Origin of the sequence: Hazenella coriacea, assembly GCF_004341825.1 — a bacterium.
GTDB classification, from domain to species: Bacteria; Bacillota; Bacilli; order Thermoactinomycetales; family Thermoactinomycetaceae; genus Hazenella; species Hazenella coriacea.
The window spans coordinates 1-23,166 of sequence record NZ_SMAG01000009.1; the positions used below are offsets into that span (position 1 = coordinate 1).

The window sequence follows — 23,166 nt, forward strand, 5'->3', positions numbered from 1 at the left end:
TCCACTCGTTCCCATCCCGAACACGACCGTTAAGCCCTCCAGCGCCGATGGTACTTGGGGTGCAGACCCCTGGGAGAGTAGGACGTTGCCAGGCAAATGAGGTAAAGCACTTGCAAAAATGCAAGTGCTTTTATTTATAAATATGTTCTAACAGAGTTTTTAGGGTGTGTTTTTGCCCATCCACTCTTTATTCCAATTTACAATATGAAATAAAACATTCGGATTTCATTAATGATTACGAGAAAAAATGGAACTAAATTCATTGAATATCAAAATATATAATTAAAGTATCCCAGTGATGAGAAAGTGAAATCGAGTTGAATGAGCTCATTTATGTAAGATGCGTATAGCTCAGGATGATTTCTCCTTTGTGTAAATGGGGATAGGTACTTCACTTGAACCAGAACGCGTCGTGACTTTATGGGCAGATGTTTTTTTCGAATGCGATAGAGTCAGCTTCTAAGGGGAACAATGGTACAATAAGAACAATTCACAACAGAAAGAGGGAAGGGATATGTGCGGACGTTTCTCTTTGTTTAGTTCGCATAACCTGCTTCAAGAGCGGTTTCAATTTGAATTTAGTGAAACTACTGATTGGCAACCAAGGTATAATATTGCTCCAAGTCAGCAAGTATTGGCAATTATTTATGATGAAACGAAAAGGAAAGGTCAATTCCTCCGTTGGGGACTTATACCATTCTGGGCGAAGGATCAGAAAATCGGATATAAACTCATCAATGCTAGAAGCGAAACGATAACAGAAAAATCAAGTTTTCGCCATTTGATAAGTAGAAAGAGATGTTTGATTCTGGCGGATGGCTTTTATGAATGGAAGAAAACAAAGGATGGAAAACAACCTTATTTTATCCAATTGGCATCAGGTCAACCTTTTGCATTTGCTGGATTGTGGGATTGTTGGGAAAAGGATGATCAGATTATTCGTTCATGTACCCTAATCACCACTTCTCCCAATTTATTGATGAAGTCGATTCATGATCGGATGCCAAGTATTCTTCAACCCAATGAGGAGAATGCGTGGCTAGATCCAAAACTCCAAGATAAGAAATATTTGAAGTCCCTACTAAAACCTTATCCAGAGGAAGAGATGATTCGTACACCTGTCTCTACCTTGGTCAACTCTCCAAGAAATGATGAACCTGACTGCATGACTCCAATTGGTGAGGATGATCTCTTTTTTTCTAATTGATAGTGTGATTAAAAACGTCTTTTAGATCCTATTCTAGCTATCGTTGCGAAACTCTTACTGCTCATGGGACAATTCCTTTGGGCTCACTTGATGGGCATCTAGGCATGGAAAACATGGAGGACAGGATGAAGAACTATATGATATTTAACTATACAAACATACTTCCTTTTTTAGATGAAGATGAAATATTTTGCTTGGAACCTGAGGTACAGGTGGCCCATGAGATGCTACATAGCAGAACAGGAGTTGAAGCTGATTTATTGGGATGGGTAGACTTACCTATAACCTATGACCGCAAAGAGTTCAATCGCATACAACAAGTAGCTTCACAAGTGCAGAATGATTCGGATGTATTAGTCGTCATTGGAATTGGTGGCTCTTATTTAGGTGCACGAGCTGCGATTGAAATGTTATCCCATACCTTTTATAATCAACTTCCTAAAACAAAGAGAAAAGTTCCAGAAATTCATTTTGTAGGAAATCATTTTAGTGCCAACTATATCGCTGATTTAATCGAACTACTTGAGGATAAAAACTTTAGCATCAATATGATTTCTAAATCAGGTACAACGATGGAGCCTGCCATTGCTTTCCGTGTCTTTCGTGAATTATTGGAAAAGAGATACGGCGAAGAAGAAGCGCGTCGGCGAATTTACGTAACAACAGATCGAGCGAAAGGACCATTAAAAAAATTAGCTGATGAAAAAGGGTATGAAACTTTTGTGATCCCCGAGAAAGTCGGAGGCCGTTATTCTGTTTTAACGGCTGTCGGATTATTACCTATTGCCGTTGCGGGAATCGATATTTGTGAGTTAATGGCAGGGGCTCAGGCTGGATTTACGGCGTTCAACGATCCAAATATGAGTAATAACCTTAGCTATCAGTATGCAGCCGTCCGAAGCGCTCTTTACCGCAAAGGGAAAATGACCGAGCTTTTAGTTAGTTATGATCCTGCCTATCAATATTTTTCTGAGTGGTGGAAACAACTGTTTGGTGAAAGTGAGGGAAAAGACCAGAAAGGTATTTTCCCGGTATCTGTAAATTTTACAACAGATCTTCATTCGATCGGACAATACATTCAGGATGGATTACGGAATTTATTTGAAACCATTGTTTTTGTGGAGCAGTCAGCAAAAGTTGTTACATTACTTCCTGAAAAGAGTGATCTGGATGATCTTAATTATCTAGCAGGTAAAGATCTAGACTTTATTAATACTCAAGCATTTGAGGGCACGATGGTAGCGCATACAGAAGCAGGTGTTCCTAATATGGTAATTAAAGCAAAAGAAATGAACCCTTATACTTTTGGATTGCTGATCTATTTTTTTGAAAAAGCATGTGCGACGAGTAGTTATCTACTTGGTGTGAATCCCTTTAATCAACCAGGAGTCGAAGCATATAAGAGAAATATGTTTGCTTTACTAGGAAAGCCTGGTTTTGAAAAGGAGCGAGAAAAACTACTTCAATGGTTAGAGAATTAGTTTCCTGTTAAGTCAGAAGGGACGATTGAAGTAAGATTTTTGCGTACTAAATAGATACTTATCCATTAGATCCGATCCGGATGGTAAAGAGTGATAGGCAGATTCTATTATGAATCTGCCTAATTTATTTTTGAAATGAATATTTAAAAAATTCATAATTAAAATTGACCAAATATACGGAATAAAATATAATATATTTGTATTAGAAAAAATTTTAGTAGGAGGCTATCTTGTGAGACAACTCTATAAGATTTTAGCAGTATCTTGTGTAGGATTAGCCATGACCTTTACGTCTCTTCCACTGGCTACAGATGTACTTGCTAAAGAAGTAAAGGTGAATAAGCAACAACTCTCACCTGAGACGACAGTCTATAGTGACGGTCGGGTAGCTGATCTGAGTGATGTTAGTAACCAAAAAGGAGTTGTCAAAGAACCTAAAAACACAGGAGCTTATGTTCCAAGTTTTAAAGGAACAGGAGAATTAAAACCTTCTACAGGCTCTATAACTAGTAATGCGATTGGCATCACATCTATTATTGGCAATGATGATCGAACGAAAGTGACAAATACTACTTCTTTCCCCTACTCAGCCGTGGTTCATATTCAGTCCGATATTGGTCAGTGTACAGGATGGATGATTGGACCTCATACAGTCGCTACTGCTGGGCATTGTATCTATAATACAAGTACAGACCGATGGGCCAGCTGGGCAAGAGTTTATCCCGGTAAAAACGGTTCATCCAATCCCTATGGATACGCAAATGCAACAGGTTTCCGCTCGGTGATCGGATGGACGCAAAACCACAATCATGAATATGATTATGGTGCAATTCAATTAGATCAAAATATTGGTAATTCCACGGGTTGGTTTGGTTACCGTTGGCAATCATGGTCTTATGTAGGAGAATCTGAGACCGTGGTAGGCTATCCTGGGGATAAGGACTCTGGAACTACGATGTGGAAACACAAAGATAAAATCGGTAAAGAAACGAGTGAAAAATTATACTATCAAAATGACACAATAGGTGGGCAAAGTGGGTCACCGATTTGGCAAACTCGATCGGAGTGTGGAGAGTGTTCAATTGGTGTCCACGCTTATGGAGCATCAGGTGGCTATAATAGTGGGACACGGATTACCGAAGCGAAGTTCAATAACTTTACAAATTGGAAAAATGAACCGCTATAATCATAGTTAAGGATTATGGTTAATGATCTGGAGCCAACTAAGGGATCGGATTCCACTATTTTGGGAAATAGATCCATCATGAATGGACAACCTTTGAAAATGATCTAGCATTAGAGGATATCGTTCAATTGCGAACTGATATCCTCTTTTTATTCAACCTAATCATATTTGAATTGGAACAACATATAGATTTTTTCATAAAGTAACTTGCTACCTTTCATTATTTGTGTGAAAATAAAAAAGACCGGACAGTCAGTTTTTATTGATCGTATTTGTTACATAAATACATGAGAAGATCCATCTGTTCATAAGGTCTAGCGTTTCACTAACAAGCTTGCTGTTATGAGGAAATATGGATGGTAGATGTAACAATTCTACTTATTCCTTAATAGATCGAAAATAGATTGGATCAACCTAGTAGAGAGAGAGGACAAACGATGGATTCAACAACACAATTAATGAAAGATTTATTAGAAGTGGATGGTGTACCAGGTTTTGAAGGCGATGTTCGACAAAAAGTAAAAGGGTATTTGGAACCGTTATCCGATGAGATTTTATACGACCGTCTTGGAAGTGTGGTAGGTAAAAAAGTAGGTCAAGCAGACGGCCCTCGTGTTTTATTAGCAGGCCATTTAGATGAGATTGGTTTTATGGTTACCCAGATTACGGATAAAGGTTTTTTACGATTTCAACAACTTGGGGGCTGGTGGTCTCACAATGTCTTGTCCCATCGAGTGAAGATTAAGACTAAAAACGGGGATATCTTAGGAATTATAGGTTCAAAGGCACCCCATGTACTTGCGCCTGAAGAGAGAACTAAATTATTACAATTAAAAGATATGTTTATTGATGTAGGTGCAAAAAATAAGGAAGAAGTAGCAGAGATGGGGATTCGTCTTGGAGATCCTGTGACACCTGTGTCTGATTTCTTTACCATGCGCAATGGTGAGTTGTGGGGTGGGAAAGCATTAGATAATCGAGCGGGTTGTGGTGTTGCTATCGAAGTTTTAAAGCGCTTACAAAACGAAGAACATCCTAATATTGTATTTAGTGGAGCAACTGTTCAAGAAGAAGTGGGATTGCGAGGAGCTATGACTGCAGCTAATCTAGTAAAACCAGATATTGCGTTTGCGGTAGATGTAGGGATCGCTTATGATACGCCTGGAATGGAATCGATTCCTTTTACTTGTAATTTGGGTGAAGGTCCTATTGTTCTTTTGATGGATGCTACGATGATTGCACATACAGGATTACGTAATTTAGTCATCGACACAGCCGAAGAATTAGATATTCCACTTCAATTTGATGCGCTGATGGGTGGAGGGACAGATGCAGGTCGATTCCACTTACATGGGATTGGATGTCCAACCGTATCGATCGGCTTAGCGACACGCTATATTCATAGTCATAATGGGATTATGTCAAGTAAAGATTTTGAACAAACGGTTGAACTCTTAACGGCGGTTATAAAAAAGCTAGATCAGCAAAAATTACAAGAACTGATTGACTAGAAACAAGGAGTGATGTTTCGCTTGAAATGATTTTATGCTGATCCAAAGCTCATAGAAGGCGAAAATCGTGCTCCTGTCTAAATGTTGTAGTCATCAGACCCTGTATATGTCTACTAAACTCTGAAATTCCTGCTGTTTCCAAAGGGGGAGAAGGATTGGCTCCAAGGGTCACCGCAGAATATAAAGAGGAACGACGAGCACAGATTTTACAAGGTGCCCTTTACTGCTTTGCTGAGAAGGGGTTTCAAGCGACAACCATCGATGATATTGCTCAATACCTACAGGTAAGTAAGGGTGCCATCTATACTTATTTTAAGAGTAAAGAAGAGATTTATATCGAATTGATGCGTGAACGAACCCAACATGTAATTGCTGAAATCAAGGAGCAATTTCAAAGCATTGAGAAAGCAGAAGATAAAATTCAATTCCTCTTTCGATACTTTCGTCTAGAATCATATTCTTTGATGCGCCAATACGGAAAAGTCCACTTTGAATTTTGGATTTATTCGTCTCGAAAACAAGAATTGCAACTATTATTGGAAGAACGATATGAAGAGGTTGTCCAGATGATGATGCAGGTGATTCATCAGGGAAAAAAAGCTGGCGAATTTCGCTATGATCTCGATGATCAGATGATGAGTCAATTACTTTGGATCATACGTGATGGGATCTCCCTTCATTACTCGGTGATGGACCAAGAGTGGATGTATCGCAGAATATGGAAAATTGTTGAAGATGTATTTATTAGTTATATACGAGTGGATTAAGAAAAACGCCCCCAGCTCCGAAAAGGTTGGGGGGCGTTTTTACTATTAAGAGGGTCTTTATGTACCCAAATAGAGTGAATCCTGTAATTGAGTCATGAAGACTTTTATTGTTTCTTTATCGAATTATGAAGAAATCGTTGTCTGCGATGGACGAATTAATTTTAGTTTAATACAGATCCTTAGGATGCGATTCCCCATCGGCAACATACGGAGTTCTCTTTCGCCAAGAGTTTTTGTGACTAGTAAGGAGACCCCATAGACGATGGCACCTAATGTAATGAGAACGAAAACCACTATAGCGTTAAAGATGCGTCCTTCTTCAGCAAGTACTTGCCATTGATTGATTCCTACTAATGAGAGGATCAGAACCCCAGCCATGATGAGAGTACATAATAATGGTTTGATAAAGTTGTGAGTGATGCTAACTTTTACTTTGGTTTTGCGAAGTACCATCCACATATTTAACCCACAAACCACTATATAAGCAATGACCATCGCCAATGCAGATCCTTTAATCCCCATCATAGGAACAAAAATAAAGTTTCCAATCACTTTGACAAGTGCGCCAATCAATAAATGGCGAACTGGAAGTTTGTTATAACCTAGGCCTTGTAAAATCCCTGAACTTGTTACTGCAAGTGTTGAAAAGATTGCCGAAAAGGCTAGAACGGCTAGAGTGATTGTTCCCTGATCATCTTGATACATGGCAATGTTTACAGGTTGAGCGACGATCACTAACCCAATACTAGCGGGGAGTCCAATGACCAATGTCATCAGCCAAGCTTGAGAAATTTTACTTTTGACAGCCTGATGTTCATTTTTAGCAACATGAGCTGAAATCGCTGGGATTAAAGCTAGTGTTAATGCGGAAGAGAAAGTCGAGATCACATTGACTAAAGGTTCTCCACGCCCATAGATCCCAAATAATTCACTGGCGTTTGCAAAACCGATTGACTTTAACAATCGTGGAACTGTTACTGAGTCAACCAATGCAATTAATGGTAAGACTAAAGTGGCTAATGAGATTGGGATCGCATATTTTAAAATCTCTTTAGCCAAAGGAAGAAGAGGCTCTGATTTTTGCTGTTTTTGCTCGGTGTATAATTGCCTATGTTTCTGGCGATCGCGCCAATTATACCAGAGGACGACGAGTAAGCCAGCGATGGCTCCTGTCAATGCTCCGGAAGTAGCACCTGCAGCTACTGCTTCATCTGAAAAGGTTCCATCCAACTTGACCATCCAATAAGTAAGTACAATAACTGTGCCAACTCGAACGATTTGTTCAATGAATTGGGAGATTCCAGTTGGCATCATCTGTTGGTGACCTTGAAAATAGCCACGTATGACGGCCATAATGGGTACTAATAAAATAGCCATGGCCAATACTTTTAGTGAGGACTCAGTGGCTGGCTCCTTTAATAGTTGCTTGGAGATCAACTCTGAACCAAAGAAGAGGATCGAGAAAGCAAGTAAACCACTGATCATTAAGATGAGGTTTGCTGCTCTTAATACTCTCCGAGCCCCCATCCAATCTTCTTGTGAGAGACGCTCTGCCACAAACTTAGAAACAGTAATGGGAATACCCGCAGAGGCAATCATCAAAAGAATGGAATAAAAGGGAAAAGAGATTTTGTAGAGTCCGACGATTTGGTCTCCAGCGATATTTTGGAATGGTATCCAGAATAAGCTACCAATGATTTTAGTAAATAATGTAGCTACACTTAGAATGAGTGTTCCTTTTACTACTTTGTTGGTCATAAAGTCTACTTCCTTTTTGTCAAAGTTCTTGTCTATTCTATCAGTTTCAAAAAAGAAATCCTACTAAAAGAACACGTAATTTTTGAAAAAAGAGAAGAGCAAAATGAATAAAGTGTGACACTATGATAAGGATCGCAGTTATAGGAGCACTTTTTTATAGAAGAGAATCTATCAGACATCATGTTGATAAATCAACATTTCATAGAGCACCTCTTTGAAAAAAAGAGAGAATTGATATAATGGGAGCGTTGTAGATTTTGAAATGGTGGGATCAAACTTCAGATACATTCCAGATCTGAAAGGGGTATCTTGTTACAATGATGTAGCAATCCTATAATCATAAAAGGAAAGCAGAGCCTGATATCAAAATAATGATTGATCCTATTTTCTGATGGACAGTTGGATAAACTTGTCACTAGATTTGGTTAAGTCTAGTTAGAAAGGAAATTAAGTCGATGATAGAAAAAAAATCGTCAATCATTAGTATGACAGGGTATGGACGTGGGGAGATTGAGATTGAAGGCATTCGAATTGTCACTGAAGTTCGTTCGGTTAATCATCGATTCTTGGAAGTAGTTGTTCGCCTTCCTCAGGGATGGATTTTATTAGAAGAACAGATCCGAAAGTTGGTTCAGCAAGTAGTTCGACGAGGAAGGGTAGATGTATTTGTCTCCGTCGAGGGAAATCAAAGTTCTAACAAACGGATCGATGTTGACTGGGAAGTTGTCAATAGCTTTTTACAGGCAAGCCAACAGATTGAAGATCGCTTGGGGATTTCTGCCAATTTAACTGTGGCGGATCTAATCCATAAACCAGAATGCTGGATTGTTGAAGAGACGAAAGAAGAAGGCGAACATGTTAAACAGGCGATCACTGATGCTGTTGAACAAGCTTGTCACAATTTAAAAGAAATGCGGGTTCAAGAGGGAATTCATTTGGCTACAGATTTATATAAGCGAGTGGATTATTTATTGGAGATTGTAGCTGAAATTAAAGAATTAGCTCCACTTGTAGAGCAGCAGATCCGGCAACGCATATCATCTAAACTAGATGATATGCTAGGTGGTAGGGAAGTGGATCAAGATCGGCTATTAACAGAAGTGGCTATTTACGCAGATAAAGCAGATATTACGGAAGAGTGTACTCGCTTGGAAAGCCATGTACAACAATTTACGTTAGCTTTACAGGCGAATGAACCCGTAGGGAGACGACTCGAATTTTTGATCCAAGAGATGAATCGTGAAATTAATACCATTGGCTCGAAGGCCAATCAACAGACGATCTCTTCGTTGGTAGTATCAGCGAAGAGTGAACTAGAAAAAATGAAAGAACAGGTTCAAAATATCGAGTAAACATTGATTCATGAAGCAAAACCATCTAAAATAGCCTAGTAGGATGATATAGAGTCTATGAGGGACTGACACATGATAGCCCCTCATAAGAAGTAGAAGCTTAAATGGGCGAGGAGGTACTCAGATTTGGGTATCAAATTGATTAATATTGGGTTTGGTAATATCGTTTCCGCAAACCGAATCGTGTCCATTGTTAGTCCTGATTCTGCACCAATCAAACGGATTATACAGGAAGCTAGGGAACGTGGTGTGCTGATTGATGCTACATATGGTCGTCGGACGAGAGCAGTGATTATTACCGACAGTGATCATGTTATTTTATCGGCTGTGCAGCCTGAAACAGTAGCCCATCGTTTAGCCACTAAAGAACAAACAGAAGAGATCGTCGATTAGAAAGGACTTGTTATGAAAGCAGGTTATCAAAAAGAAGGATTACTCATTGTGCTCTCCGGTCCGTCTGGTGTGGGGAAAGGGACTGTTTGTAATGCTCTTCGCAAACAAATGCCAACACTTACTTATTCAGTTTCTGCTACAACTAGACTTCCTCGTAAAGGTGAACAAGAAGGGGTTAATTATTTTTTTAAAAGTGTAGATGAGTTCAAACGAATGATTGATCAAGATCAATTGATTGAATGGGCTCAATATGTGGGGAACTACTATGGAACTCCACGTCACTTTGTCGAGGAAACCTTAGCAAGTGGAAGAGATATTATCCTGGAAATTGATGTACAAGGGGCACTCCAAGTTAAAAAAAGATTTCCACAAGGGATTTTTATTTTTCTAGTCCCTCCTACATTAGATGAGTTGAGGAATCGTATTGTTGGACGTGGGACCGAAACAGAAAACTCTTTAAATCATCGCATGGGAGCGGCAAATAATGAATTAAAGCAAGTTCAGCATTATGATTATGTTGTGATTAACGATGAAGTTGAACGTGCTTGTGAAAAAATTCAAGCGATCATTACAGCTGAACATTGTCGAAAAAACCGGCTAGTTATGTCCACGTAATAAGGAGGGATGAGTATGCTATATCCATCCATCGACTCGTTGATGAAAAAAGCAGATAGTAAATATTCTTTGGTTGTATTAGCAGCTAAAAGGGCTCGTCAGCTATTAGATGGAGATGAACCACAATTGAAAGCGGACTCCAAAAAGCATGTAGGAATGGCTTTAGAGGAGATTTCAGCCGATATTTTGGTATCTTCACGTAAGTAAGAACAAAAATAACAACCTAGTATGGGTTGTTATTTTTGTTGTTAGGGAATAAGGAGCAAGGAGGGGAAGATGATGAAAAAGAAACGGATAGTACTGGGGATTTCTGGAGGAATTGCTGCTTTTAAATCGGCGTCGGTCGCTAGTCAATTAACGCAGCGTGGATATGATGTTCGCGTGATTATGACCCAATCTGCTACAAAATTTATTACACCATTAACTCTTCAAACGCTCTCTCAGCACACTGTGGCGGTCGATACTTTTGATGAACATGAACCTAAGGTTGTCCAACATATTGACCTAGCAGATCATGCTGATCTCGTTCTATTGGCGCCAGCTACAGCTAATATTATTGGGAAGTTAGCTTTAGGGTTAGGGGATGATATGTTATCCACTACTTTATTGGCTACCCAAGCTCCGATCTTAATTGCTCCCGCGATGAATGTACATATGTACGAGAATCCAGTCGTACAAAAAAATATGCAGTTGTTGAAAAATCAAGGGTGTTATTTTATTGCACCAGGCGAAGGACAGTTGGCTTGTGGTTATGTGGGTCAAGGAAGAATGGCTGAGCCAGAGAACATCGTAAACTGGGTAGAGCGTTTCTTTACCAGTAAGAAACTTCTTTCAGGAAAACGAGTCTTAATTACAGCAGGCCCAACGAGAGAGCAAATGGACCCTGTTCGTTACTTTTCCAATTATTCATCTGGAAAGATGGGCTTTGCATTGGCGGAAGCGGCTAAAGAAGCAGGTGCTGAAGTGATCTTAGTGAGTGGTCCTGTTTCACAATCGACTCCTACTGGAGTAAACCGAATCGATGTGAAAAGTACGGAAGAGATGAAAGAGGTAGTTTTATCCTACTTGCCTCAAGCAGACATTATTATTAAAGCTGCAGCTGTAGCCGATTATCGCCCTAAACAGATATGGGAACAAAAAATGAAAAAGTCGGCAGATGAAATCACTATTGTGTTAGAAAAAACACCTGATATTGCAGCAGAAATAGGAAAAAGAAAGCAAGCTCATCAATTTTTCGTTGGATTTGCTGCAGAAACTGAACAAGTTGCTTATCATGCTCAATCTAAATTAGAGCGAAAAAGAATGAATTTAATTGTCGCCAATGATGTTTCTCAACCAGGAGCCGGGTTTGGAATTGACACCAATATTGTGACTATATTTGATCGGCAAGGTGAAGTGGTCTCCCTTCCACAAATGAATAAGATAGAAGTGGCTCGCCGATTGATTCATTTGATTGGAGAACGAATCGATGCCTACTAATCACTCGATTGCTGAAGTGATTGTAGATGTACCTACGAGTCAAACGGATCGACCCTTTGATTATATGATTCCTGATGAGTTAAAAGCTGAAGTCCAAGTGGGCAGTCGAGTGCAAGTTCCATTTGGACCCCGTACGGTAATCGGATATGTAGTCAATATTAAAGCAGAATCAAGTAATCAACGACTGAAGTCGATCCAAGATGTATTAGACATTCTCCCACCCCTTACTCATGAGTTAGTAGAGCTAGGACACTTTATGGCTGATGAGTATATCTGTCACACGATTACCGCATTACAGTCGATGATTCCCGCAGTTCTGAAAGGGAAATATGAGAAAGTGATCCAACTGCACCCTGAAGACCAATCTCAAGAGGAAACCTTGTTAACCTTATCAGCTCATGCTTTATTTGAACAGTTAAGGCAAACAGGAGAATGTAGTTGGGAAGAAGCCTTACGACTTCCTGGGATTCATCGAACTCTTCTACAAGAACTGAAGGAAGCCAAAAAAATTAGCTGGACAGAAAAAGTGGGAGATCGGGTAACGAAGCAAAAGGTGATCTGGGTCCTACCTACTGATAAACAAGACTTAGTAAAGGCTCTTGAACAATGTTCTCCACGGGCAACACGACAAAGAGAAATTCTCCACTTTTTTATGGGGAGACCTGAAGAAATTTCGCTTCCCGAATTGTTGACACAATTACAAACAACACGATCTACAGTAAAAAGATTGGTCGAACAAGGCTGGTTGTGTTGGGAGGAACGGGAGCAGTATCGTGATCCTTTTTCAAGTCACATGTTTACACCTTCTTTACCACTTCCCTTGACAGTAGAGCAACAACAAGCTTTTGATAGCATGATTCAACCGATTCGTGAGCATCAATTTGCATCGATCTTACTGCATGGAGTGACAGGGAGTGGGAAGACAGAAATTTATTTGCAAACCATTAGTGAAGTGTTAGATGATGGGAGAGAAGCAATTGTTCTTGTTCCTGAGATCTCTTTGACACCACAAATGGTCAATCGCTTTAAAGGACGGTTTGGAAATCAAGTGGCTGTGTTGCACAGCGGTTTATCTAGTGGTGAACGATTTGATGAATGGCGGAAAATTCGTCGTGGTGAGGTGAAAGTAGCGATTGGTGCACGCTCAGCGATTTTTGCCCCCTTTCAACAACTGGGTTTAATCATTATTGATGAGGAGCATGAATCGTCTTATAAACAAGAAGAGAACCCCAAATATCATGCCCGAGAGATTGCTAAGTGGCGTGCACAATTTCACCAAGCTACATTGATCTTAGGGTCAGCGACTCCAGCTTTAGAGACGTACCATGCTGCCCAAATCGGAGATTGTCAGCGAGTCACTCTTTTGGAAAGAGTTCAGGGGCGCCCATTTCCTAAAATGCAAATTGTTGATATGAGAGAAGAGATGCAGAAGGGTAACCGATCGATGTTCAGCACGATCCTAAAAGAAGAGCTCATTCGTACAGTGGACCGCGGTGAACAGGTGGTACTTTTTCTAAATCGACGTGGCTTTTCAACATTTGTGATGTGTCGGGAGTGTGGGGAGTCATTGATGTGTCCCCATTGCGACATTTCGCTTACTTACCACCACACGAATCGGTCTGTTCGTTGTCATTATTGTGGATATGCAGAGTCTGTTCCCAAAAACTGTCCTGTTTGTGAGAGCCAGCATATCCGTTATTTTGGAACCGGGACTCAGCGAGTGGAAGAAGAGTTGGGACGAAGTTTTCCCGGTTTGCGTGTGATTCGGATGGATGTGGATACAACAGGGAGAAAAGGGTCTCATGAGAAACTATTATCTGCTTTTGGTGCGGGGCAAGCAGATGTGTTATTGGGGACTCAAATGATTGCCAAAGGACTCGACTTTCCTAAAGTAACTCTTGTGGGTGTCATCGCCGCTGATACGATGTTACACTTACCTGATTTTCGTGCTGCCGAACGAACTTTTCAATTGATTACGCAGGTGAGTGGTCGAGCTGGAAGACATGAGCATCCTGGAAAAGTAGTGATTCAGACCTACGATGTGGATCATTATAGTATCCAACTAGCTGCCAAACAGCAGATTGAAAGGTTTTATCAACAAGAGTCTCAAGTGAGAAAAAGACATCGGTACCCACCATTTTGTGGTTTAGTAACCATTTTACTAAGCCATCCAGATCGGCTCATTTTAATGAAAGTGGGTCAAGAAATGGGCTCACTGATCCAACAACGCCTTCCGGACAATTCAGACTTATTGGGGCCTGTACCTGCTCCGATTCCTCGGATTAAAGATCGGTATCGTTTGCAGATTTTGATTAAATATGATCCAACTATAGAAAAAACAAATTGGATGAAGCAATTGTTAAAGCCGTTACCTGTACGATTTGATGATCCCCAATTACGAGTCAGTATTGATCATGAAACGACCCGACATTAAATAATGATCTTAACATTACTTTGAAAGCTAGAGAGGAGTTAATCAAGATGGCGATTCGAAATATCATTAAATATCCAGACCCGATTTTAAAGGAACAGTCTAAACCCGTAACTAAATTTAATAATCATTTACACAAGCTCTTGGATGATATGGCTGAGACCATGTACGATGCTTTAGGAGTTGGATTGGCTGCACCTCAAGTCGCTATTTTAAAAAGGGTGATTGTGGTTGACGTTGGCGATGGTTTAATCGAGATGGTAAACCCTGAGATCATTCAGAGAAAAGGTGAACAAATTTCTCCGCCGGAAGGTTGCTTAAGCATTCCTAATCTTTCAGGTGAAGTGAGACGCTCCCAATGGATTCGATTACGTGGGCAAGACAGACATGGTAATCCCATTGAGATGGAGGCGGAAGGCTATTTGGCTCGCGCCTTCCAACATGAGGTGGATCATTTGAATGGGGTTTTATTTATCGATGTTGCTGAGCGAGTATTTCGTCCGAGTGAAGGTGAGGAGGATGTAGATTGAGCCCATCCATAAGAATCGTTTTTATGGGTACCCCAGATTTTGCGGTGCCCTCTTTAACTGCCCTAATCCAAGAAAAGTACGATGTAGTTACGGTGGTTACACAACCCGATCGTCCTAAAGGTAGAAAAAAAGTGATCACCCCAACCCCTGTGAAAGTAGTTGCAGAGAGATATGGAATCCCTGTATTTCAACCTGAAAAGTTGCGTGATCCAGTAAATGTCGAAAAGGTACTCTCCTATCAACCCGATTTGATTGTTACAGCTGCCTATGGGCAGATTTTGCCAGAATCTTTATTAAAAGTACCGAAATATGGATGTATCAATGTGCATGCTTCTCTATTACCCAAGTATCGCGGTGGGGCACCTATTCATCAAGCGATTATTGATGGAGAAGAAGAGACTGGTGTCACGATTATGTATATGGTGAAAGCTTTAGATGCTGGAGATATGATCGCCCAGCGAGCGATTCCGATCACTGAGACTGATCATGTGGGTACGATGCATGATAAATTAAGTCAAGTCGGTGCAGAATTGTTAACAGAAACTTTGCCTCCGTTATTAAAAGGGGAACTTACTCCGATTGCCCAAGATGAGACTCAAGTTACATATGCCCCTAATATTAAACGTGATGATGAAAAGATTGATTGGTCACGCTCGGCTAAGCAACTCACCAATCAAATTAGAGGATTACATCCATGGCCTGTGGCGTTTACCGTATGGCATGGAAAGCCATTTAAGATTTGGTGGGCACACGTTTTAGAAGAATCTGCCGATGCGATCCCTGGTACAGTCAAGCGAGTAGATGAAGAGGGGATTGTGGTATCCACAGGCGAAGGATGTCTAAAGTTAACTGATATTCAACCTGCGGGTAAGAAAAGAATGTCAGTATCGGAGTTTATCCGAGGGCATCAAATGGAGGCAGGAGAACGGTTAGGTGATGAATAATGGCTCGTCCCACAGCTCGTGAAGTTGCGTTAGATATATTAATACAGATTGAAGTACAACAAGCATATAGTAATCTCGCACTTAATCAACATTTACAGCAATCTAATCTAGACCCACGAGATAAGCGATTAGTTACTGAGCTTGTCTATGGTTGTATACAGCGTCAAAACACCTTAGATTGGATGATTTTACAATTAGTTAAGAAAGCCCGTTCCTTAGAACCATGGGTCAAACAAGTATTGCGATTGGGATTATACCAGCTTGCTTATTTAGACAAAATTCCGGAACGTGCAGCAGTTCATGAAACCGTTCAATTGACTAAACGGAGAGGGTATCTAGGTGTTTCCAAACTGGTGAATGGTGTATTACGAAATTATTTGCGTCGGAAACACGAGTTAAGTCCACCTAGTCATCCTCGCTCGCTCACTCAAAAAGCGATTGCCTATTCGCACCCAGCCTGGATGATTAAACACTTGGAAATGGCTTATGGAGAAGAAGTGGCTCGTCAAGTTTGTGAAGCGAACCTCATTCCACCTAAAGTATGTGTTCGAGTGAATACTTTACAAATGGATCGTGAAACGTTTATTACTCAATGGAATCAAACTGAAGAAGGGGAAGCGATCCCTTCTGAGCTCGTTCCAGATGGAGTGATTATACGGAAAGGTGGAAATCCAGCATATAGTCGTCTTTTTGAACAAGGAGCTTGTACCATTCAAGATGAGAGTTCGATGCTTGTTGGTCAAATCTTATCCCCAAAACCGGGGATGAAGGTATTGGATGCTTGTGCGGCTCCAGGGAGTAAAACCACTCATCTTGCACAATTGATGAACAATGAGGGTGTCATCCTTGCCAATGATATTCATCCGCATAAAATGGATCTCATTCAATCTCAAGTTCGTCGATTGGGAATTGAGATCGTTAAAACTCACTCTTGCGATGCTCGACAACTGTCTCAACGTCTTCAAGGTGAGCAATATGATGCCATTTTACTAGATGCTCCTTGCTCTGGATTGGGTGTGATTCACCGAAAGCCAGATATCAAATGGGGTAAAGAAGTCCAAGATGTGCAGGCTCTGGTTCAAGTCCAACAGGACATACTAGAAACCCTTACGACTCTGTTGAAACCAGGAGGAACTCTCGTATATAGTACATGTACCTGGGAACCTAGTGAAAACTGTGAACAGATCACCCGGTTTGTTAAAGATCACCCTGACTTTATATTGGATAAAACGATCACCACTGATCTTCCTCCTGAACTTCAAGATCGAGTGATCAAGGGTCCTGGTTGGATTCAAATATTACCACATCATTTTCAAAGTGATGGCTTTTTCATCTCTCGTTTGATTAAAAAGAGAGTATAGCTTAACCCTAATCATTTCAAGATATTGGGGAATAGATGTAGGGTTTGACTAACTATGTCCCATCGGGATTTGGAGTCCGATTAGTTCATAAAACAACCATTCTGTGTTGGCTGCAGAATGGTTGTTTTATTTATTTATATGTATGTTTTGCTAAGACTGGTGAAAAGTTAAGACTGGTGATAAAGATGAGCTCAAAACGACCCTTTCGTTTAAAACGTTCTAAAAAGAAGATGGCTAAAGCTTTAGAGCAACATTATGTAGAGCAACTAGAAAAATCGGTGAGTGATCTAGTTGTTTTTAAAGAGTTAGATACTAACTTGAATTTTATTAAAAATATTTTTGGAGATTGTGCTGATTTAGTAACACGTACTTTGGACATCGAGGGAAATCCAAGAATCCGAGCTGCCGTACTGTATATTGATGAGCTAGTTAATAAAGAGTTGATTCATAACTTTGTAATTCGACCTCTGATGGAATGTAGAGCTTATGGTGAACATAAAGAAAGTAATCTCAAGGATCGAGTTCATGACAGCTTAATAAATGCAGGTGAAATTAAACCCACTTCTGAAATGAAAAAAGTTGTGGATGGAATTTTGTCTGGAGATTCTATTGTGTTGATTGATGGTTTAGACCAGGTGTTTGTGATTGGGAGTAAAGGATGGCAGACCAAAGGGATCGATGAACCCCGTTCGGAAGCAGTCGTGAGAGGATCTAGAGAAGGATTAAGTGAGACGATTGCTTTTAGTTGGGGGATGATTCGCCGTCGGTTGAAAGATCCTAACCTACGAATTCAATTGTTTACTTTAGGCAAGCGTACTCAAACCGCAGTTAGCTTGTTATATATTGAGGGCTTGACAGATTACAATTTAGTTAAGGAAGTGACAAGTCGGATCCAAGGTATTGAGATTGATGGGGTATTGGAAAGCGGATATATTGAAGAGTTTATTCAGGATCAGACTTGGACTCCGTTTCCACAAGTTCAAAATACAGAGCGACCTGATGCTGTGGTAGGACATTTACTGGAAGGCAAAGTAGCTATTTTAGTGGATGGTAGCCCCCATGCCTTGATTGCTCCTGCTGTTTTTACCCAATTTTATTATAGTCCAGAAGATTATTATGAGCGGTATTTGATTTCAAGCTTTCTTCGATTCGTTCGCTTAATTAGTCTATTTATTGCTTTAATGCTCCCTGCTCTCTATATTTCGTTTGTCTCATTTCATCCTGAAATGATTCCTTCAAAGTTAGCCATTGCGATTGCCGCAGGAAGGTCACCTGTGCCATTTCCCCCGATTATTGAAGCGTTAGGAATGGAATTAAGTGTAGAAATACTACGAGAAGCAAGTGTGCGGATTCCAGGACCGATCGGACCCACAATTGGGATTGTTGGTGCCCTAGTCATCGGAAATGCAGCTGTAGAAGCGGGTCTTGTATCCCCTGCGATGGTGATTGTGGTTGGATTGACCACGATTAGTTCATACGCGAATCCTAGTTACAATGCAGCGATTTCTGTCCGTTTACTCCGCTTCCCACTGATGTTTTTAGCCGCAGTATTTGGTTTGTATGGGGTGATGATTGGACTACTGATTATGACTTTGCACTTGGTTCAACTTCGATCTTTTGGTGTTCCTTATATGGCCCCGTATGCTCCATTTAGTTGGAAAAACTTGCGTGACTCTTTAATTCGGGTGCCATGGAATAAGATGGATCAACGTCCCAGTATTTATAGTGTTCAAGATAAGTCAAGAGAACAGCAGGAGGGGAAAGGATGATCTACAAATCAAGCGAAGATCAGCTGTTTAACACGATTACGCCTTATCAATCATTTGCTTTAATTGTATCGACGATCTATGGTATAGGGATTTTAACTCTCCCTCGAACGTTAGCCAAAAGTGTTGGTAATGATGCTGTATGGGTTTTGCTCATCGCAGGGATCTTGGTGTGGGTGTTAATCTACCTTAACACCCGTTTGATTCAACGGTTTCCGAAACAAACAATTGTTCAGTTTGTGCCACGGATCTTGGGAAGTAAACGGAAAAAGTGGATTGGATTAGGGTTGGCTTCACCGATTTTTTTAGTACTGGCAGTTGCTTGGATGTCTGGAGTGTCACTAGAGACTCGGATGTTCGCTGAAGCGATGAATACAGGTGTGTTACAAAGAACCCCTTTAGAGGTGATTATCGGTGTCCTTTTGTTAACGGCCACTATTGCAGCAGGAGCTAAGCCAAGTGTCATTGCTCGTTTTAATGAACTGTTGTTACCTCTATCTTTTATTCCTTTTTTGTTGATCTTTTTTGCTGTATTTCAACGAGGAGAGATGACCAATCTACTCCCACTATTTCATCAGATTAGTTGGAGTACGTTGTGGAAAAGTGTCCTTACAGCAGCATATACCTTTGTAGGGTATGAGGTTATTCTTATATTTAGTGCTTTTTATCGTAAGCCAGACCAAGCATTGAAATATCACTCCACCGCATTAGGGGTTGTTCTTTTCATCTATTGGGGGTTTTTGGTTGCGGCTTTAGGGATCTTTACTAGTAATGAAGTTCAGCATATTTTGTGGCCAGGTTTGGAGGTGGTGAGGGTGATTGAATCACCCACTTTGATCATTGAAGGACTTGAATCGGGAGTTCTATCTTTGTGGGTCATTACTGTCTTCACTGCGATTGTCAACATATATGTAGCTTTGGTGCAACTCATCATCCAACTCTTTAAGATCCCTGATCGACATACTTGGAAGGTTGTAGGGGGCTTAGGAGTGATAGCTTTTCTCTTAGCCAAATGGCCAGAAAATATTCAAATGCTACTTCTACTTACTCATTGGTATGGATTTTTTTCTTTAATTATCACTTTTCTCATCCCTATTTTGTTGTTAGGGATCTCAATCATTCGTAAGCTCAAAGGGGGATCAGAACATGGTTCGCAAGCATCCTCTTCGTCGATGTAGCCTTTGGATCCTTTGTTTTGTATTCCTAACAGGATGTTGGGATCAACTAAATATTGAGGAGAGAACCATGGCCATATCCTTGGCGATTGACAAGGCAGAACCTCCTAATCGATATGAGGTGACGATTCAGGTTCCTGTAGCGACATTAATTACAGGAGGAGGTGGAGGGGAGTCTACGGGTGGAGGTGGTGCGATGCAACTATTTTCATCTCAGGCAAGAACTGTATCTGAAGCGATCTCAAAAATCTCTGAGACCACTAGTTCACCATTTTTCTTTGGGCATGCTCAAACTATTTTATTTAGCGAAGAGCAAGCTCGCAAGGGAGTTGGAGGTGTCTTGGATGTTTTAAGGAGAAGCCCAGGAGTCCGCCGAGGGATTTTGCCTGTCGTTCATTCGGGACCAGCGAAAAAAGGTTTGGAGTCTGAGACGAAGTTGGAACAAGTTCCTACGGTTTACCTCAAAGATATGATCGAAAATAATATCAGACTTGGGCAGTACTCAGAGACGACTTTAGGAAAAATGATGATCGATATTTCTAACTTTGACTTTCGCCATCCTGTGCTCAATTACATGAGTAGTATGAAAAATGGATATAACTGGGAAGGGTTGGCGGTTTTTGAAAAAGATCAGATGTTAGGAGTTTTGGAACGGAATGAATCGAACATACTCTTACATATTCGTGAACAAAAAAGGGGTTGGAATATTGTCGCTCCTTGTACGAATGCCCATAATCATGTTCAATTTCAACCAGATCGCGCTTCTCGATCGATTCAATTCACAAAAGATCGACGCATCGTGGTGGATGTGGAGTTGGAGGGGACGGTGATTGAAAAAGGATGTTCACTCCACTTAGATGATGTGAAGGCATCACGAAGGGTTGGTCAACAAGTGGCACAAGAGTATGAAAAACATGCAAAGAGTTTACTACAAAAATTACAAAAAGAGTATCAAGTGGATAGTCTTTATTTAGGTAACTATCTTCACGCTTATTACCCTCAAGAATGGAAAAAACTCAATTGGAAAGAAGACTTTCCGAATATTCCTGTGCAGATCAATTATCATGTTATTATTAGAGGGACAGGGGTAAGTGCTGACTAATAAAGCTATTTTGACAACAACTTTTTGAATGTTAAACAAAAAGTTCTTGTGTTGTCCCTTTTCTTCTGTTAGGTTGATTGATATAATAAGAAAAGTTTTGAACTGGTTATGTAGTAATATTACCAGGGATAAGAAAGTAGAGTTTTTTATGAAACCATTTGTATATGATTATACACATGAGCAGTGGAAACAATGGATGTCTTCACATAAACAAGCAGAGTGGCGTGCAAATCAGATGATGGATTGGTTATATGTCAAGCGTGTTCAAAGCTTTGATGAAATGAGCAATCTACCTAAAACGCTACGAGCGGAATTAAGTGAAGCTTTTCATTTTCTACCGCTAGATGTGATTACAACACAACAGTCCAAAGATGGTACTGTGAAGTTTTTATTTGGACTGCACGATGGACATGCAATCGAAACCGTGATTATGCGCCATCAATATGGAATTAGTGTTTGTGTGACAACTCAAGTAGGATGCCGCATTGGTTGTACATTTTGCGCTTCTACATTAGGTGGATTAAAGCGAAATTTGACTTCTGGGGAAATTGTCGCACAGGTACTGAAGGCACAACGGTTTCTTGATGAAACAGATGAACGTGTCAAATCCGTGGTTGTCATGGGCTCAGGTGAACCATTTGAGAACTATGATGAAACAATTCGATTTATTCGAATCATCAATGACTCACGGGGGTTAAACATTGGACAACGGCATATTACGGTATCAACAAGTGGAGTAGTGGACAATATTTACCGTTTTGCTGATGAAGATTGGCAAGTAGGTTTGGCCATTTCTCTCCATGCTCCTAATCAAGAACTCCGTTCTAATTTGATGCCGATCAATCGCCGTTTTCCCTTAGCTCAATTATTAGACGCTTGTTGGTACTATCTTGAACGAACAGGGCGTAGGCTTACTTTTGAATACGCACTAATCGGTGGGAAAAATGATCAGCTTGAACATGCCCATGAACTAGGGAAACTATTACAAGGTATGAACTGTTTAGTGAATCTGATTCCTGTCAACTATGTTCCAGAACGAGACTACACACGAACATCAAGAAATAAAATTTTTGACTTTAAACGAGTTCTCGATTCTTACAAAATAAGTACAACGATTCGACGAGAACAAGGTCATGATATTGATGCAGCGTGTGGACAGTTACGAGCAAAGCATAGTCAATTGAGTTAATGTATTGCTCCTTCAGATCATCATATTAGGGTTTCTCTATGTGCTGAAAATCTCTTATAATACTACAAAATGTAGCATACAACCTACTAGCGGTATTTCCTCTCCGAACCATCAAAACAAGGGTACCAACTAGAAAGGGAAAGGGGTAACCGGTATGGAGATGACACGGCGAACAGATGTCGGGCGTGTACGTGACCATAACGAAGACAGTACTGGTATATTGCAGACCAACTCTGGAACTGTGATTGCCATTGTTGCTGACGGGATGGGTGGTCATTTAGCAGGTGATGTGGCAAGCCGACTTGCTGTAGATACGATAGAACAGACATTGCGTTTAGAGCATGTAGATGGGACAACGAAAGACCGAGGTGATCTCTTAATCTACGCTGTACGCAAGGCAAACGAGAAGGTCTATCATCTGGGTCAGGAAAAAACACAGTGCCAAGGCATGGGGACAACCGCTGTTGTGGTGATTGCCGATGAAGACGAAGTTGTGATTGCACATGTAGGAGATAGCCGTGCATACATGTTGCACAATGATGGTCTTTATCAACTTACAGAAGATCATTCATTTGTCAATGTTCTATTGAGACATGGACAGATTACACCTGAAGAAGCTCGTAATCATCCACAGCGCAATATGATTGTTCGTGCAGTGGGAACGAGTGAAGAAGTGGAGATTGATGTGATTGATACGCCTTGGAAACAAGGTGATCTCTTACTCCTTTGCTCAGATGGACTAACGACTGAGGTTGAAGAACGAGACATTGGTCTGATTTTATCTTCAACAACGATGACGTTAGATGAAAAAGCAGATGAGTTAATTAAAAGGGCTTTAGAGGCAGGCGGAAAAGATAATATATCCCTGATTCTTCTTAAACATACAGGTCGGTCAGCCTGATCTTAATTGGGTTCAAGG

20 protein-coding genes and 1 rRNA gene are annotated in these 23,166 nt (G+C 40.5%); 20 read left to right on the forward strand and 1 reads right to left on the reverse strand.

Features of this window, described 5'->3' with window-relative positions:
• From rrf to EDD58_RS12670, 6 genes are all read left to right on the forward strand, one after another.
• A 5S ribosomal RNA gene (gene rrf, locus EDD58_RS12645) occupies window positions 1-94 on the forward strand; the annotation flags it as partial.
• Between the two features lie 420 nt (window positions 95-514).
• Complete coding sequence (locus tag EDD58_RS12650) at window positions 515-1,207, forward strand: SOS response-associated peptidase (RefSeq protein ID WP_131926129.1); 693 nt, start codon at window positions 515-517, stop codon at window positions 1,205-1,207.
• Window positions 1,208-1,332: 125 nt separating this feature from the next.
• Window positions 1,333-2,688 (forward strand): glucose-6-phosphate isomerase, encoded by a 1,356-nt coding sequence (locus EDD58_RS12655; protein ID WP_131926131.1) that lies wholly within the window; start codon window positions 1,333-1,335, stop codon window positions 2,686-2,688.
• A gap of 232 nt (window positions 2,689-2,920) precedes the next feature.
• Window positions 2,921-3,874: a trypsin-like serine peptidase gene (locus EDD58_RS12660; RefSeq protein ID WP_131926133.1), complete on the forward strand. Its 954-nt coding sequence runs from the start codon at window positions 2,921-2,923 to the stop codon at window positions 3,872-3,874.
• Between the two features lie 437 nt (window positions 3,875-4,311).
• Window positions 4,312-5,385: a M42 family metallopeptidase gene (locus tag EDD58_RS12665; protein WP_131926135.1), complete on the forward strand. Its 1,074-nt coding sequence runs from the start codon at window positions 4,312-4,314 to the stop codon at window positions 5,383-5,385.
• 155 nt (window positions 5,386-5,540) lie between these two features.
• On the forward strand, window positions 5,541-6,152 hold the full coding sequence (locus EDD58_RS12670) for a TetR/AcrR family transcriptional regulator (RefSeq protein ID WP_165875973.1): 612 nt from the start codon (window positions 5,541-5,543) through the stop codon (window positions 6,150-6,152).
• A gap of 123 nt (window positions 6,153-6,275) precedes the next feature.
• Here the strand turns inward: EDD58_RS12670 and EDD58_RS12675 are convergent, their stop codons facing one another.
• Complete coding sequence (locus tag EDD58_RS12675) at window positions 6,276-7,910, reverse strand: putative polysaccharide biosynthesis protein (RefSeq protein WP_131926139.1); 1,635 nt, start codon at window positions 7,908-7,910, stop codon at window positions 6,276-6,278.
• A 455-nt stretch (window positions 7,911-8,365) separates the two neighbouring features.
• Here EDD58_RS12675 and EDD58_RS12680 point away from each other — a divergent pair, with 455 nt between their 5' ends.
• The 14 genes from EDD58_RS12680 (at window position 8,366) to EDD58_RS12745 (ending at window position 23,148) form a co-directional block, all read left to right on the forward strand.
• Window positions 8,366-9,262, forward strand: coding sequence for a YicC/YloC family endoribonuclease (locus EDD58_RS12680; protein ID WP_131926141.1), 897 nt, complete (start codon window positions 8,366-8,368; stop codon window positions 9,260-9,262).
• A gap of 126 nt (window positions 9,263-9,388) precedes the next feature.
• On the forward strand, window positions 9,389-9,655 hold the full coding sequence (gene remA / locus EDD58_RS12685) for an extracellular matrix/biofilm regulator RemA (RefSeq protein WP_131926143.1): 267 nt from the start codon (window positions 9,389-9,391) through the stop codon (window positions 9,653-9,655).
• A gap of 12 nt (window positions 9,656-9,667) precedes the next feature.
• Window positions 9,668-10,270 carry a guanylate kinase gene (gene gmk / locus EDD58_RS12690; RefSeq protein WP_131926145.1) on the forward strand — a complete coding sequence of 201 codons (603 nt, stop codon included), beginning with the start codon at window positions 9,668-9,670 and terminating at the stop codon, window positions 10,268-10,270.
• Window positions 10,271-10,285: 15 nt separating this feature from the next.
• Complete coding sequence (gene rpoZ, locus EDD58_RS12695; protein WP_131926147.1) at window positions 10,286-10,477, forward strand: DNA-directed RNA polymerase subunit omega; 192 nt, start codon at window positions 10,286-10,288, stop codon at window positions 10,475-10,477.
• Between the two features lie 69 nt (window positions 10,478-10,546).
• Window positions 10,547-11,749, forward strand: a complete 1,203-nt coding sequence (gene coaBC, locus EDD58_RS12700) for a bifunctional phosphopantothenoylcysteine decarboxylase/phosphopantothenate--cysteine ligase CoaBC (RefSeq protein ID WP_131926149.1) — start codon at window positions 10,547-10,549, stop codon at window positions 11,747-11,749.
• Window positions 11,739-14,183 (forward strand): primosomal protein N', encoded by a 2,445-nt coding sequence (gene priA, locus EDD58_RS12705; protein ID WP_131926151.1) that lies wholly within the window; start codon window positions 11,739-11,741, stop codon window positions 14,181-14,183. Before coaBC ends, priA begins: the two co-directional genes overlap by 11 nt.
• 47 nt (window positions 14,184-14,230) lie before the next feature.
• Entirely contained in the window at window positions 14,231-14,710 is a 480-nt protein-coding gene (gene def, locus EDD58_RS12710; protein ID WP_131926153.1) for a peptide deformylase, read from the forward strand.
• A gap of 23 nt (window positions 14,711-14,733) precedes the next feature.
• Window positions 14,734-15,654 (forward strand): methionyl-tRNA formyltransferase, encoded by a 921-nt coding sequence (gene fmt / locus EDD58_RS12715; protein ID WP_131926349.1) that lies wholly within the window; start codon window positions 14,734-14,736, stop codon window positions 15,652-15,654.
• Window positions 15,654-17,015, forward strand: a complete 1,362-nt coding sequence (gene rsmB, locus EDD58_RS12720; protein WP_131926155.1) for a 16S rRNA (cytosine(967)-C(5))-methyltransferase RsmB — start codon at window positions 15,654-15,656, stop codon at window positions 17,013-17,015. The genes fmt and rsmB overlap by 1 nt, the downstream gene beginning before the upstream one ends.
• A 185-nt stretch (window positions 17,016-17,200) precedes the next feature.
• A complete protein-coding gene (locus EDD58_RS12725) occupies window positions 17,201-18,784 on the forward strand; it encodes a spore germination protein (RefSeq protein WP_131926157.1) in 1,584 nt (527 codons plus the stop codon).
• Entirely contained in the window at window positions 18,781-19,959 is a 1,179-nt protein-coding gene (locus EDD58_RS12730) for a GerAB/ArcD/ProY family transporter (protein WP_131926159.1), read from the forward strand. The genes EDD58_RS12725 and EDD58_RS12730 overlap by 4 nt, the downstream gene beginning before the upstream one ends.
• Window positions 19,928-21,058, forward strand: coding sequence for a Ger(x)C family spore germination protein (locus tag EDD58_RS12735; RefSeq protein ID WP_131926161.1), 1,131 nt, complete (start codon window positions 19,928-19,930; stop codon window positions 21,056-21,058). Before EDD58_RS12730 ends, EDD58_RS12735 begins: the two co-directional genes overlap by 32 nt.
• Before the next feature lie 148 nt (window positions 21,059-21,206).
• Window positions 21,207-22,247 carry a dual-specificity RNA methyltransferase RlmN gene (rlmN, locus tag EDD58_RS12740; protein ID WP_243648740.1) on the forward strand — a complete coding sequence of 347 codons (1,041 nt, stop codon included), beginning with the start codon at window positions 21,207-21,209 and terminating at the stop codon, window positions 22,245-22,247.
• 154 nt (window positions 22,248-22,401) lie between these two features.
• Window positions 22,402-23,148: a Stp1/IreP family PP2C-type Ser/Thr phosphatase gene (locus EDD58_RS12745; protein WP_131926165.1), complete on the forward strand. Its 747-nt coding sequence runs from the start codon at window positions 22,402-22,404 to the stop codon at window positions 23,146-23,148.
• Window positions 23,149-23,166 lie beyond the last annotated feature (18 nt).